This is a genomic window from Pantoea sp. B65 (genome assembly GCF_047308185.1).
Classification (GTDB): Bacteria; Pseudomonadota; Gammaproteobacteria; order Enterobacterales; family Enterobacteriaceae; genus Erwinia.
Genome location: NZ_JAHXPU010000044.1, coordinates 30,721 through 43,952 on the forward strand (window position 1 = coordinate 30,721; position 13,232 = coordinate 43,952).

14 protein-coding genes are annotated in these 13,232 nt (G+C 53.1%); 8 read left to right on the top strand and 6 right to left on the bottom strand.

From position 1 onward, the window contains the following. Positions 1–125: 125 nt before the first annotated feature. On the top strand, positions 126–1,052 hold the full coding sequence (locus JWF83_RS22735; protein WP_413652782.1) for a 1,4-dihydroxy-2-naphthoate polyprenyltransferase: 927 nt from the start codon (positions 126–128) through the stop codon (positions 1,050–1,052). Positions 1,053–1,157: 105 nt separating this feature from the next. Continuing rightward, positions 1,158–1,643: a ribonuclease E activity regulator RraA gene (rraA, locus tag JWF83_RS22740; protein ID WP_413652783.1), complete on the top strand. Its 486-nt coding sequence runs from the start codon at positions 1,158–1,160 to the stop codon at positions 1,641–1,643. A 64-nt stretch (positions 1,644–1,707) separates the two neighbouring features. Here the strand turns inward: rraA and zapB are convergent, their stop codons facing one another. Next, positions 1,708–1,947, bottom strand: coding sequence for a cell division protein ZapB (zapB, locus tag JWF83_RS22745; RefSeq protein ID WP_413652784.1), 240 nt, complete (start codon positions 1,945–1,947; stop codon positions 1,708–1,710). A gap of 439 nt (positions 1,948–2,386) precedes the next feature. Here zapB and JWF83_RS22750 point away from each other — a divergent pair, with 439 nt between their 5' ends. The 4 genes from JWF83_RS22750 (at position 2,387) to fpr (ending at position 6,890) form a co-directional block, all read left to right on the top strand. Further along, positions 2,387–3,244 carry an MIP/aquaporin family protein gene (locus JWF83_RS22750; RefSeq protein WP_413652785.1) on the top strand — a complete coding sequence of 286 codons (858 nt, stop codon included), beginning with the start codon at positions 2,387–2,389 and terminating at the stop codon, positions 3,242–3,244. Positions 3,245–3,278: 34 nt separating this feature from the next. Beyond that, positions 3,279–4,790, top strand: coding sequence for a glycerol kinase GlpK (glpK, locus tag JWF83_RS22755; protein WP_413652786.1), 1,512 nt, complete (start codon positions 3,279–3,281; stop codon positions 4,788–4,790). 154 nt (positions 4,791–4,944) lie between these two features. Beyond that, positions 4,945–5,955 (top strand): class II fructose-bisphosphatase, encoded by a 1,011-nt coding sequence (glpX, locus tag JWF83_RS22760; protein ID WP_413652787.1) that lies wholly within the window; start codon positions 4,945–4,947, stop codon positions 5,953–5,955. Between the two features lie 188 nt (positions 5,956–6,143). Then, positions 6,144–6,890, top strand: coding sequence for a ferredoxin--NADP(+) reductase (gene fpr / locus JWF83_RS22765; protein ID WP_413652788.1), 747 nt, complete (start codon positions 6,144–6,146; stop codon positions 6,888–6,890). Here fpr and JWF83_RS22770 read toward each other — a convergent pair. Then, positions 6,881–7,318 carry a DUF805 domain-containing protein gene (locus JWF83_RS22770; protein ID WP_413652789.1) on the bottom strand — a complete coding sequence of 146 codons (438 nt, stop codon included), beginning with the start codon at positions 7,316–7,318 and terminating at the stop codon, positions 6,881–6,883. The genes fpr and JWF83_RS22770 overlap by 10 nt on opposite strands. A 104-nt stretch (positions 7,319–7,422) precedes the next feature. On the opposite strand from JWF83_RS22770, the gene JWF83_RS22775 reads away from it, so the two are divergent. Next, a complete protein-coding gene (locus JWF83_RS22775) occupies positions 7,423–8,013 on the top strand; it encodes a YiiQ family protein (protein ID WP_413652790.1) in 591 nt (196 codons plus the stop codon). 123 nt (positions 8,014–8,136) lie between these two features. Next, positions 8,137–8,901 carry a triose-phosphate isomerase gene (gene tpiA, locus JWF83_RS22780; RefSeq protein ID WP_413653041.1) on the top strand — a complete coding sequence of 255 codons (765 nt, stop codon included), beginning with the start codon at positions 8,137–8,139 and terminating at the stop codon, positions 8,899–8,901. Between the two features lie 31 nt (positions 8,902–8,932). On the opposite strand, the gene JWF83_RS22785 is transcribed toward tpiA, so the two are convergent. From JWF83_RS22785 to fieF, 4 genes are all read right to left on the bottom strand, one after another. After that, a complete protein-coding gene (locus JWF83_RS22785) occupies positions 8,933–9,685 on the bottom strand; it encodes a CDP-diacylglycerol diphosphatase (protein WP_413652791.1) in 753 nt (250 codons plus the stop codon). Positions 9,686–9,800: 115 nt separating this feature from the next. Beyond that, positions 9,801–10,790 carry a sulfate ABC transporter substrate-binding protein gene (locus tag JWF83_RS22790; RefSeq protein ID WP_413652792.1) on the bottom strand — a complete coding sequence of 330 codons (990 nt, stop codon included), beginning with the start codon at positions 10,788–10,790 and terminating at the stop codon, positions 9,801–9,803. Positions 10,791–10,937: 147 nt separating this feature from the next. Then, the gene (gene pfkA, locus JWF83_RS22795) at positions 10,938–11,900 is read right to left on the bottom strand and encodes a 6-phosphofructokinase (protein ID WP_413652793.1); all 963 of its coding nucleotides are present in this window, start codon (positions 11,898–11,900) and stop codon (positions 10,938–10,940) included. Between the two features lie 218 nt (positions 11,901–12,118). After that, positions 12,119–13,021, bottom strand: a complete 903-nt coding sequence (gene fieF / locus JWF83_RS22800) for a CDF family cation-efflux transporter FieF (protein WP_413652794.1) — start codon at positions 13,019–13,021, stop codon at positions 12,119–12,121. Between the last annotated feature and the right edge of the window lie 211 nt (positions 13,022–13,232).

The window sequence follows — 13,232 nt, forward strand, 5'->3', positions numbered from 1 at the left end:
CGGCGCCCTTTCTCACCGTGAATTGACAGAGATTAACTTTTCTCCGGTTGCGCACGGATACACTCAGTGTAAGCTTTCAGGTGTCCCCCAACCTGATTCGATTTTGCGACCATCCGGTGAAATCTATGGAAAATGTTCAACTGGCGCCACGCCTCAATGCATCGCGTGCCTGGCTGGAAAGCTTACGACTGCGTACCCTGCCGTTAGCTTTTGCTTCGATTATCAACGGTTCGGCGCTGGCTTACTGGCAGGGGAGTTTTACCGCCGGCATCGCGCTGCTGACGCTGCTGACGACCGCTCTGCTGCAAATTCTGTCCAATCTGGCTAATGATTACGGCGATGCGCAAAAAGGTAGCGATACCCCGGAGCGCATTGGTCCATTACGCGGGATGCAGAAAGGCGCTATTAGCCTGCTACAGATGCGCTCGGCCCTGGTGCTGACCGTGGTTATCACCATTTTCTCCGGCCTGGCGCTGGTGCTGCTGGCCTGTACCACCCTGAGCGATATGCTGGGTTTTATCGCGCTCGGCGGGCTGGCGATGGTGGCGGCGATTGCCTATACCGTCGGTAAAAAGCCTTATGGCTATCTGGGGTTAGGCGATGCTTCCGTACTGATCTTTTTCGGCTGGCTGGGGGTGAACGGTAGCCAGTATCTGCAAACTCACAGCCTGAATCTTATCGATCTGTTGCCGGCCACCGCCTGTGGTCTGCTGGCGGCGGCGGTGCTGAATGTCAATAATCTGCGTGATATCGACAGCGACCGACAGAATGGTAAATATACGCTGGCAGTAAGACTGGGCGCGATCAATGCGCGCCGCTATCATGCCGCATTGTTAACTTCGGCGCTGCTGTGCTTCGCACTCTTTGCTTTGTTCGCTTCACAAACCGCTGGTAGCTGGCTGTTTCTGTTAGCTGCTCCGCTGATTTACCAACAATCACGCTATATCCTGCGGGAAACCAGCCCGCTGGCGATGCGTCCGATGTTAGAGAAGACGGTGAAAATGGCGCTACTGGTCAATGTCCTGTTCGCGCTGGGCCTGATTCTGAGTTAACGGCAGGCGACTGATGTCCCTGATTTTCTAATAATTGATGGTTTTGCCAACATCAGCCATAAAGCGATATACTTAGCGCTCCTGTGGCAAACAGACGAAACTCCTATGAAATACGATACTTCCGAACTCTGCGACATCTATCATGAAGAAGTGAATGTTGTGGAACCGCTATTTTCGAACTTTGGTGGTCGCACCTCCTTTGGTGGCCAGATCATCACGGTGAAATGTTTCGAGGACAACGGGCTGCTCTACGATCTGCTGGAGGAGAACGGCCGCGGGCGTGTACTGCTGATTGATGGCGGCGGCTCGGTGCGTCGTGCACTGGTTGATGCCGCGCTGGCGCGTCTGGCGGTGCAAAACGAATGGGAAGGCATTGTGGTCTATGGTTCCGTGCGCCAGGTCGACGATCTGGAAGAGCTGGATATCGGTATCCAGGCCATCGCCGCAATCCCGGTGGGCGCTGCGGGTGAAGGCATTGGCGAAAGCGATATTCGTGTGAATTTCGGCGGCGTCACCTTCTTCTCCGGCGATCACCTCTATGCCGACAACACCGGTATTATCCTCTCGGAAGATCCGCTGGATATCGAATAGCCTTTCCCACAAGGCAAAACGGGTGCCTGAGGCACCCGTTCTAAGTTCTGTCATTACGCGTTGATCAGACTTCTTCCATTTTGCCCAGGAGTGCGCGCAGACGTTCCTGCCAGATATGCTGCTCTTCTTTCAGCTGCTGGTTTTCACGTACCAACGATTCGGTGTTACCCGAAGCCTGGCTCACTTCCTGCTTCAGCGTATTGTTTTGCTCTTTCAGCTCTTCAATTTCCATCTGCAACAGGGTGATGGTATCAATCGCCTGCTGTACTTTCGCTTCCAGTTTCTCGAACACTTCAAATGACATCTTTAAGACCTCTCCTTAATCGCAAGGCGTTGATGATGCTAGCCGCAGACAATGAGATTTGTCGAAAACTCCGCGGATAACAGCTATTCCCCGATTGTATGTAGCCAGGCACCCCAAGTCCAGCAACGAACCCTTGTCGCGCGCAGTCTGTAACAATTTTCAGCTTATACCTAAAATAGCAGAGGGAAAGTGATGCCATTATGAGGATGCGAACAAAAAAGCCTTATCGAAACTTTTTTAACCGCTTTCATGATGCTTTTGGAAAGCAAAAAGACGCGAAAGCGCGCATTTTTTTGACGTGGTACACATTTTTTGATTTCGCTATTTCTCGAAAATGCTCGTTAACGATAAATTAACATCAGCCCTACATTAGATCGGGGTGATCAATGAAAGAAAACAAAGACAGATAACATTTAACCTCGCCCTCAGGAATTTCACTATGAGCCAGACAGCAACTAGCACGCTTAAAGGTCAGTGCATCGCCGAGTTTCTCGGAACCGGTTTGATTATCTTCTTCGGCGCTGGCTGTGTCGCAGCACTGAAACTGGCAGGCGCCAGTTTTGGCCAATGGGAGATCAGTATCATCTGGGGCCTCGGCGTCTCAATGGCGATCTATATGAGCGCGGCGATTTCCGGCGCCCACCTCAACCCGGCCGTTACCGTCGCACTGTGGCTGTTCGCCTGCTTTGACCGCCGCAAAGTTCTGCCCTATATCGTCGCACAGGTCGCCGGCGCCTTCTGCGCCGCCGCCCTGGTGTATGGCCTTTACTACAATCTGTTTATCGATTTTGAACAAACCCATCAGATGGTACGCGGCAGCAGTGAGAGCCTCGACCTTGCCGGGATTTTCTCCACCTATCCGAACCCGCATATTGGCGTCGGCCAGGCGTTCCTGGTGGAAACAGTCATCACCGCCGTGTTAATGGCGCTGATTATGGCGCTGACCGATGATGGCAACGGCATTCCACGCGGCCCGCTGGCGCCGCTGTTGATCGGCCTGCTGATTGCGGTGATTGGCGCATCAATGGGTCCACTCACCGGCTTTGCCCTGAACCCGGCGCGTGACTTCGGTCCCAAAGTGTTCGCCTGGTTAGCGGGCTGGGGTGAGGTCGCCTTCACCGGCGGCCGTGATATCCCTTATTTCCTTGTACCGATCTTTGGGCCATTAGTCGGCGCCAGCCTGGGCGCATTTGGCTATCGTGCCTTGATTGGTCGTCACCTGCCATGCGATGTTTGCGTAGCTGATGACGAGAAGGCAGAAAAGCCCGTCGTGCGCACTGAACAACGTAAAGCGTAATTGTGCCCATCCTTACACCATCAGGAATTGAATTATGACTACAGAGAAAAAATACATCGTCGCGCTTGACCAGGGCACTACCAGCTCACGTGCCGTGGTGCTGGATCACGATGCCAATATCGTCGCCGTCTCGCAGCGCGAGTTTCAGCAAATCTATCCTAAAGCTGGCTGGGTTGAGCACGATCCGATGGAAATTTGGGCATCGCAAAGCTCAACTCTGGTGGAAGTGCTGGCGAAGGCGGATATCAACTCTGACCAAATCGCCGCGATTGGTATCACCAACCAACGTGAAACCGCCATTGTCTGGGATAAAGAGACCGGCAAGCCGATCTATAACGCGATTGTCTGGCAGTGTCCGCGTACCGCCGACTATTGTGAAAAGCTGAAGAAAGAAGGTCTGGAAGAGTATATCCGCCACACCACCGGGCTGGTGATCAACCCGTACTTCTCCGGCACGAAAGTGAAGTGGATCCTCGATCATGTGGAAGGCGCGCGCGAGCGGGCAAAACGTGGTGAATTGCTGTTCGGTACCGTGGATACCTGGCTGGTATGGAAAATGACTCAGGGACGGGTTCATATTACCGATTTCACCAATGCCTCCCGGACCATGATGTTTAACATCCATAAGCTGGAGTGGGATCAGCGCATGCTGGATATTCTGGATATCCCGCGTGAAATGTTGCCTGAGGTGCGTAAATCTTCCGAAGTGTATGGCCAGACCAATATTGGCGGCAAAGGCGGTACGCGTATTCCTATCGCCGGTATCGCCGGTGACCAGCAGGCGGCACTCTATGGCCAGCTGTGTGTCAGCGCCGGTATGGCGAAAAATACCTATGGCACCGGCTGCTTTATGCTGATGAATACCGGAACTGAAGCGGTGACGTCAACTCACGGTCTGCTGACCACTATCGCCTGCGGCCCACGTGGCGAAGTGAACTATGCGCTGGAAGGTGCGGTATTTATCGGTGGCGCATCGATTCAGTGGCTGCGCGACGAGATGAAACTGATCAATGAGTCTGAAGATTCCGAATATTTCGCCACCAAAGTAAAAGATACCAATGGCGTGTATGTCGTTCCGGCCTTTACCGGTCTGGGCGCGCCATACTGGGATCCGTATGCACGCGGCGCTATCTTTGGCCTGACGCGCGGCGCCAACGCCAACCATATTATTCGCGCCACCCTGGAATCTATTGCTTATCAGACGCGTGATGTTCTGGAAGCGATGCAGGCGGATGCCGGTACACGCTTACAGTCGCTGCGTGTTGATGGCGGTGCGGTCGCCAATGACTTCCTGATGCAGTTCCAGTCCGATATCCTTGGCACCCGCGTGGAACGCCCGGAAGTACGGGAAGTTACCGCTCTGGGCTCCGCGTATCTGGCGGGTCTGGCCGTTGGCTTCTGGAAAGATCTGGATGAGGTCCGCTCTAAAGCGGTTATTGAACGCGAATTCCGCCCAGGCATTGAAACTACCGAACGTAACTACCGTTACTCCGGCTGGCAGAAAGCGGTTGCTCGCGCCAAAGCATGGGAAGATCACGAAGAGTAATATTGCTCACGGGAGTCATCAATGGCTCCCGTGAGTGGTTGCCGATACCCCGGCTGAAGGCGGCATTTATGCCGCCTTCATTGATCTGCTGCGGCGTCAATGATGAAGGCTATTGTGATAGAATTTTCGCCTAATCAATTCCCCGAGGCAAATCATGAAACGAGAGCTCGCCATTGAATTTTCACGCGTTACCGAAGCCGCCGCGCTGGCTGGTTATAAGTGGTTAGGACGCGGTGATAAAAACACCGCAGATGGTGCCGCGGTACACGCCATGCGCATCACATTGAATAAAGTCGATATCGACGGGCAAATCGTGATTGGCGAAGGTGAAATTGATGAAGCGCCAATGCTGTATATCGGTGAAAAGGTCGGTACCGGCCATGGGGATGCGGTAGATATCGCCGTCGATCCGATTGAAGGTACCCGCATGACGGCAATGGGTCAGGCAAATGCGCTGGCGGTGCTGGCAGTCGGCGATAAAGGCTCTTTTCTGCATGCGCCAGATATGTATATGGAAAAACTGATTGTCGGTCCGGGCGCCAAAGGCAGCATCGACCTGAACCTGCCAATGGCAGAGAATTTACAGCGCATCGCCGCGGCGCTCGGTAAACCGCTGGCGGCGCTGACCGTCACTATTCTGGCAAAACCCCGTCACGATGAGATTATCCGCCAGTTGCAACAGCTGGGCGTGCGGGTGTTCGCCATCCCTGATGGCGACGTTGCCGCCTCAATTCTCACCTGTATGCCGGACAGCGAAGTAGACGTGCTGTATGGCATTGGCGGCGCGCCGGAAGGTGTGGTGTCAGCGGCGGTTATCCGCGCTCTGGATGGTGATATGCAGGGCCGCCTACTGGCGCGGCATGTGGTGAAAGGCGATACTCCGGAGAATCGCCGGATCGGCGAACAGGAGCTGGAGCGTTGCCAGCAGATGGGGATTACTGCCGGTAAAGTACTGCAGCTGGGTGAAATGGCGCGTAATGATAATGTCATTTTTGCCGCCACCGGTATTACCAGCGGCGACCTGTTAAAAGGCATCACCCGTAACGGCAATATGGCGACCACCGAAACTCTGCTGATCCGCGGCAAATCGCGCACCATCCGGCGTATTCAGTCAATCCACTATCTCGACCGCAAAGATACCGAGCTGCATCAATATATTTTGTGACCACATCGGGTTTAACGTGGACCTGGTCCGCGTTAAACCAGGCTTAGCCTGCGCATTATCCTTCATGGCGGTACAAATTTGTCGATATGAGCTTTGCCGCCGATCAGGGCTGGAAAAATCATCATACCCTGGCGAAGATGAAAGCAGATAAAAATAGCCAGTCCAAAATCAACCATTAAGGAGTCTGCATGGCTGAATGGATCACCGGTAAAGTGACCAAAGTGACTAACTGGACCGATAGTTTGTTCAGTCTCACGGTAAATGCCCCTGTGGCGGCGTTTACTGCCGGTCAATATGCAAAACTGGCGCTGGAAGTCGACGGCGAACGAGTACAGCGTGCTTACTCTTATGTAAATGCCCCCAGCGATGAAAACCTGGAGTTCTATCTGGTCACCGTGCCGGAAGGTAAACTCAGTCCGCGGCTGTTTGCCTTAAGGCCAGGCGATGAATTAATGATCACCAAAGATGCCGCGGGTTTTTTTGTGCTCGACGAAATACCCGAATGTGAAACGCTGTGGATGCTGGCAACCGGCACCGCCATCGGCCCGTATTTGTCAATTCTGCAGGAAGGCAAAGGTTTGGATCGGTTCCGGCATATTGTGCTGGTGCATGCCGCGCGCTTCGCAGCCGACCTCAGCTATCTGCCGCTGATGCAACAACTTCAGCAACGCTATAACGGCAAACTACAGATCCAGACCGTTGTGAGCCGTGAAGAGGTGCCCGGTTCACTGACCGGTCGGGTCCCTGCGCTGATTGAAAGCGGCCAGCTGGAAGCGGCCGTTGGCCTGAAGATAGATGCGGAAACCAGCCATATTATGCTGTGCGGCAATCCGCAGATGGTACGCGACACCCAGCAACTGCTGAAGGATAGCCGCCAGATGCGCAAACACCTGCGACGCAAACCGGGCCATATGACCAGCGAGCATTACTGGTAATCAGGTTTACCGAGGTAGTTTACCGACTGCGCTGCGCTGCCAAAGCGGTTTTCGCCAGCGGTGCCGGTAAATACCCCGAGGTCGAGCAGCATCATGATAAAAATCAGCGTCGGGATAAAACGGCCTAATGCCCACTGCCAGCTGCCGTTCAGCATGGTCCAGTTGCCAGCCAGCAGCATCCACGCCACAATCACCAGCAGCGCCCAGTAGCCTTTTTTATTGCGGTCATGCAGTCGCTTAACCATTACCGCGCTTGACGGCCATAGCAGGCTCACCACGCAAAAAGCCGCCATCTGCGTATCCAGCCAGCCATTGCCCGCCAGGCTAAACAACAGCACCATCGCGCTCAGCCACACCCCCTGCCATATCCAGAAGTCGCGCCGCCCCAAACGGCCACGATAAGAAAAGCACCATTGTTGTAATGTCATTAATCAGTCCTGGAAAAAGCGTGAATTAAAGGCCGCAGCTTTTGACTTTGGCGGGTAAAAACCGTTCTAATCATTGGCTAAGTTTACTGGTTAGGGTCGACAAAATGAAGAAAGCGCGCGGCACAGCGTTAATATTAGGGTGTTTATTGTGGCAAACAGCCTGGGCCGATCCCCAGCCACAGGATCGCGCCGAACATATGCCCACCGCTCCCTACCTGCTGGCGGGCGCTCCGACTTTCGATATGACTATCGGCCAGTTTCGTGAAAAGTATAATCTTGCCAATCCCGAGTTACCGATCAGTGAATACCGTGCCATTGATAACCGCGATGACAAAAGTAACCTGACGCGCGCCGCCAGTAAAATTAACGAGAATCTGTATGCTTCTACCGCACTGGAACAGGGTACGGGGAAAATAAAAACGTTACAGATTACCTGGCTGCCGATTCAGGGACCGGAAGAGAAGAGCGCCCATGATAAGGCGCTGGCCTATATGACGGCGATGTTACGCTTTTTTCAGCCGGGCATTTCTGCCGAAGATGCCACTAAACGGCTGAATAATTTACTCAGCAAAGGTAAAGGATCGCGTTATTTTGCCCAAACGGAGGGCGCCCTGCGCTTTGTGGTCGCCGATAATGGTGAAAAAGGCCTGACATTCGCCATTGAACCGATAAAACTGTCGCTGGCAACGCCATAGCACCACAGGCAAATATGACGAAAAGCAAAGCCTTTCGGGGTTTTGATCTCTATACTGTCTGGCAGACAACACTGCCTCACGGCAGTGCCATTTCAAAGTATCACGTTAAGCGTGGAGGATATGATGCGACATCCATTAGTGATGGGTAACTGGAAACTGAACGGCAACAAACATATGGTCAACGAGTTGATCGAAGGTCTGCGTAAAGAGCTCAGCACCGTTGATGGTTGCGGCGTCGCCATCGCGCCACCGGTGATGTATCTGGATCAGGCTAAACATGCCATTTCTGGTAGCCACATTGCTCTGGGCGCACAGAACGTCGACGTTAACCTGTCAGGCGCATTCACCGGTGAAGTTTCCGCTGAGATGCTGAAAGATCTCGGCGCTAAATACATCATTATCGGCCACTCTGAGCGTCGTACTTACCACAAAGAAAGCGATGAATTTATCGCGAAAAAATTCGCGGTGCTGAAAGCAGCTGGCCTGATCCCGGTTCTGTGCATCGGCGAAACCGAAGCAGAGAACGAAGCAGGTAAAACTGAAGAAGTTTGCGCACGTCAGCTTGATGCCGTGCTGGAAACTCAGGGCGCAGCAGCGTTCGAAGGCGTGGTAGTTGCTTACGAGCCGGTCTGGGCTATCGGCACCGGCAAATCAGCCACCCCTGCGCAGGCACAGGCAGTACACAAATTTATTCGTGACCATATCGCGAAGAAAGACGCTGCCATCGCTAATCAGGTAATCATTCAGTACGGCGGTTCTGTTAACGATAAGAATGCCGCAGAACTGTTTACCCAGCCAGACATCGACGGTGCACTGGTAGGCGGAGCTTCTCTGAAAGCGGACGCTTTTGCCGTTATCGTGAAAGCAGCTGCTGCAGCTAAGAAATAACTCGCTATCGAGGGGCGGCTGTATGCTGCCCCTACAAAATCTTACAGCTATGATCCTGAACCTCTTCTCCCGAGCCGCGATTTAACTTCAGCCAGTTGCGTTCAATCGCCATCAGCACCAGGCGGCCATCAGGCAGCGCTGCCAGCGACAAACCATATTTCCCCATCCCCGCATGCGCCTCTGGCACTTCATCCGCCAGACGGATAAACACGCTCTGCTGTGCCAGTTGCTCAACCGTCAGTGTCCTCAGCAGATAGGGGTGATTTAACAGGGTTTCGGGCTGCCAGTGCTCAGATAATGACGGAGCCAGCTGATTCAGCTGCTGCCGCACATCAGGACGCAGGCAGGAAATATGGATATGCAGCTGATTCTGCGTGCGGCCATATTCCGAATTAATCGCCAGCGAAATCGCACTATCCGCCACCGGCGCGCCGCGCTTTTCCGCCATCAAGTGACGTTCCTGCCAGGATTGAAAAAAGAAGTTGGGGGTACGGGGATTAAGCACCAGCGGGCTTTCAATACCGCTGATTTTTGCCACCGGCATCAGTAAATATTGCAGCGGCCCATCGCGATCTTTCAGAGTGACATACCCCTGAGCGATATCAACATTTTCACAGGGTGCGGGATTGCCGGTTTTCTGCTGGCCGGGAATACATTGTTCGCTGACAATTTTCCACAGCGCATCGGCATTATGATGAAAGCGGAGGGCAGCGATAACCAGCCCCACCACCAGTAATGCTATCACCAGCGCGATAATAGTAACCGCGCGATTTCTTCCTTGCATCAGCGTCACCCTTTTATCTTTTCACCTGGACAAATATTCGCCGAAGTGTCGATAAAAGTCACGCATTGTGGGTTACCGCACCAGGCGGCAGTGACTGCCGCCTGGCCGGCAATGATTAGCGCTTCATCACCTGATCGTAGCTGCCGCCTTCAGAAAAGTGGGTTTTCTGCGCCACGGTCCAGCCACCGAATTTACCGTCAATGGTAAACAGATTTACCGGCTGGAACGTCGCGGCATATTTCTTCGCCACCGCGGCATCACGCGGACGATAGTAGTTCTGCGCCGCTATCTCCTGGCCCTCTGGTGAATAGAGATACTTCAGATATTCATCAGCCACTTTGCGTGAGTCGCGCTCGTCGACCACTTTATCCACCACAGAAACGGTGGGTTCTGCCAGAATCGATTCACTCGGCGTGACAATTTCAAACTTATCTTTGCCCAGTTTATTCACTGCCAGGTAAGCTTCGTTCTCCCAGGCAATCAGCACATCGCCGATACCACGCTCAACAAAGGTATTGGTGGCGCCACGTGCGCCGGAATCCTGCACCTCAACATTCTTAAACAGATCTTTGACAAACTCCTGCGCTTTCGCCTGATCGCCATGATTTTTATCCAGCGCATAGCCCCACGCCGCCAGATAGTTCCAGCGTGCGCCGCCCGACGTTTTCGGGTTTGGCGTAATCACCGACACTCCCGGTTTAATCAAATCCGGCCAGTCGTGAATTTGTTTTGGGTTGCCTTTGTGGACGAGGAAAACGATGGTTGAAGTATAAGGAGCGGAGTTATCTGGCAGGCGTTTGATCCAGTTTTTATCAATGCGGCCGCGCTCGGCAATCGCATCAACATCAGAGGCCAGCGCCAGGGTAACCACATCGGCTTTAATACCGTTAATCACTGAGGTCGCCTGTTTGCCTGAACCACCATGCGACTGGCGGATCACGACATTGTCGCCGGTTTCCTGTTTGTAGTGGGCGCTGAATGCTTTATTGTACTGTTCATACAGTTCACGCGTTGGATCATAAGATACGTTCAGCAGCTGAATATCTTTAGCCAGCACGCTGGTTGAGGCCAGTAACAGCGTAAAACCCACACTCCACTTATTCATCGCACATACTCCCAAAGTTGTTATGGGAGAAGCGTGACACAAACTCATCTGTGATTTAAAGAATTAAAAAGTAACCTTTATAAGATAAAGGAATATAGAGTTGCATAAGAAAGGCGCTGGCAGTTCAGCGCCTTTGATAAGCAGAAATTAATAGAGTTTCTTCGCCGTTTCCAGCCAGTCGCCTTTAAACGGACGTTTCATATTCTCGATGGCATCGATGATGTCATGATGCACCATCTTCTCATTCTGAATACCGACGCAGCGGCCGCCGTAGCCCTGCAGCAGCAGTTCGATGGAGTAAGCCCCCATCCGCGAGGCCAGAATACGGTCATACGCCACCGGCGCACCGCCACGCTGAATATGCCCCAGCACCGTAGCACGGGTTTCGCGTTTAGTTTCTGCTTCTATGTATTTCGCCAGATCGTCGATATCGCAGATATGCTCGGTAATCGCTACGATCGCATGCTTTTTACCTTTCGCGATGCCCGCTTTAATCTCTTCCACCAACTCTTCACGGGTGTAAGGAATTTCCGGCAGCACGATAAATTCACAACCACCGGCAATTGCTGCCGCCAGGGTTAAATCGCCACAATAACGACCCATCACTTCAACGATGGAGATACGCTGGTGCGATGATGAGGTATCGCGCAGACGGTCAATGGCTTCCACCACGGTTTCCAGCGCGGTGAAATAACCGATGGTGTAGTCAGTTCCGGCAACGTCATTATCAATGGTGCCTGGCAGGCCAATACACGGGAACCCCATTTCAGTCAGGCGTTTAGCACCCATATAGGAGCCATCGCCGCCAATAACCACCAGCGCATCGATACCACGTTTTTTCATATTATCAATCGCTGCGGCGCGTACTTCTTCATTACGGAACTCGGGGAAACGCGCCGAGCCGAGGAAAGTACCACCACGGTTGATCATATCGGAAACGCTATAGCGGTCCAGGCTGGTCATGCGATCTTCGTATAAGCCCAGATAGCCATCATAAATACCAAAAACTTCCAGGCCTTCACTCAGTGCCGCGCGGACTACCCCACGGATAGCTGCGTTCATTCCCGGGGCGTCACCGCCACTTGTCAGTACACCGATTTTTTTGATCATGACAACCTCTGAACTTGTTGATGCAAAATGATGAATTCAGTGCGTCGGAAGGCCACGACGCGTAAAAGAAAGAAAGCGAGTTTATCGCCTGATAATGACACATAGTATATCAAACACTTCAGGCTGAATTGATTCAGGTCAGACAAGTTTTCGGCAAATAATTTTGCTGAGCTCTGCGCAGTGAACCATTCACCCACTATCTGCTTAATAATCCTGGATTATATCTTGAAAAAACCCTGCTGTTCGGTGGGCACCACGGAGCACGGGTCCTGGTGGATAATCACATCCGCGCCGGGGAAGCGTTGCAGTAACGCCTGCTCAACCTGCTCGGCTACCATATGTGCCTGCACCAGCGGCAAACGGTCGTCCATCTCCAGATGAAGCTGGATAAAGCGGGTCGGCCCCGACTGCCGCGTGCGCAGCTCATGGGCGCCGCCGACCCCAGGCCATGAAGAGACAATATCAATAATCTCACTACGCTCATCATCCGGTAAAGCACGATCTAATAACGATTGTACTGCTTCATACCCCATATGCAGCGCACTGTAGAGGATCCAGGCGCCGATACCCAGCGCAAACAGCGCATCAGCGCGTGAAAAACCATACCAGCTTAGCCACAGCGCAATCAAAATCGCACCGTTCATTATCACGTCAGATTGATAATGCAGCATATCGGCACGGATCGCCTGACTGCCGGTTTTACGCACCACCCAGCGCTGAAAGGTCACCAGCACCAGCGTGGAGAACAGCGCAACCACGGTAACCACAACCCCCACCAACGGCGCATGCATGGCTTCAGGACGCGCAAGATGCTGAATACCGGTAAGAAACAGGAACAGCGCCGACCCCGAGATAAACATACTTTGCGCGAGGGCCGCCAGCGACTCCGCTTTACCATGGCCAAAAGTATGCTCCTCATCTGCCGGCTGCAGTGAATAGCGCACCACCAGCAGGTTAGTCAGTGATGCGGCGATATCCACCAGCGAATCCACCAGCGCGGCAAGTACGCTCACCGAACCGGTATACCACCAGGCAAAGATTTTAATGATTAACAACAGCGAAGCCATTACCGTTGCCGCGATAGCGGCCGCGTTGACCAGCCGTGCATATTGAGGGTTCATGCCGCACTCCGCAGAATATTTGCCTGCCAGTATACTGAAAATGAGGCAAAAAAAAGCCCCGGCGTTGATACCAGCCTTAGCCAGGTGACATAATCACGAGGGGTTTATCGGCGCGCTACCGGCATCGCACGCCGGGTCCGGCGGAGAAAAGCAGCATAAGATAGTTTCACAACTGAAATAATGCCAATCCCCGGCGGTTTTTTGCTAAATT

Bases quoted from the DNA above. Each gene is read 5' to 3' on its own strand.
- JWF83_RS22735 (WP_413652782.1), top strand. From the start codon at position 126: ATGGAAAATGTTCAACTGGCGCCACGCCTCAATGCATCGCGTGCCTGG.
- rraA (WP_413652783.1), top strand. From the start codon at position 1,158: ATGAAATACGATACTTCCGAACTCTGCGACATCTATCATGAAGAAGTG.
- zapB (WP_413652784.1), bottom strand. From the start codon at position 1,947: ATGTCATTTGAAGTGTTCGAGAAACTGGAAGCGAAAGTACAGCAGGCG.
- JWF83_RS22750 (WP_413652785.1), top strand. From the start codon at position 2,387: ATGAGCCAGACAGCAACTAGCACGCTTAAAGGTCAGTGCATCGCCGAG.
- glpK (WP_413652786.1), top strand. From the start codon at position 3,279: ATGACTACAGAGAAAAAATACATCGTCGCGCTTGACCAGGGCACTACC.
- glpX (WP_413652787.1), top strand. From the start codon at position 4,945: ATGAAACGAGAGCTCGCCATTGAATTTTCACGCGTTACCGAAGCCGCC.
- fpr (WP_413652788.1), top strand. From the start codon at position 6,144: ATGGCTGAATGGATCACCGGTAAAGTGACCAAAGTGACTAACTGGACC.
- JWF83_RS22770 (WP_413652789.1), bottom strand. From the start codon at position 7,318: ATGACATTACAACAATGGTGCTTTTCTTATCGTGGCCGTTTGGGGCGG.
- JWF83_RS22775 (WP_413652790.1), top strand. From the start codon at position 7,423: ATGAAGAAAGCGCGCGGCACAGCGTTAATATTAGGGTGTTTATTGTGG.
- tpiA (WP_413653041.1), top strand. From the start codon at position 8,137: ATGCGACATCCATTAGTGATGGGTAACTGGAAACTGAACGGCAACAAA.
- JWF83_RS22785 (WP_413652791.1), bottom strand. From the start codon at position 9,685: ATGCAAGGAAGAAATCGCGCGGTTACTATTATCGCGCTGGTGATAGCA.
- JWF83_RS22790 (WP_413652792.1), bottom strand. From the start codon at position 10,790: ATGAATAAGTGGAGTGTGGGTTTTACGCTGTTACTGGCCTCAACCAGC.
- pfkA (WP_413652793.1), bottom strand. From the start codon at position 11,900: ATGATCAAAAAAATCGGTGTACTGACAAGTGGCGGTGACGCCCCGGGA.
- fieF (WP_413652794.1), bottom strand. From the start codon at position 13,021: ATGAACCCTCAATATGCACGGCTGGTCAACGCGGCCGCTATCGCGGCA.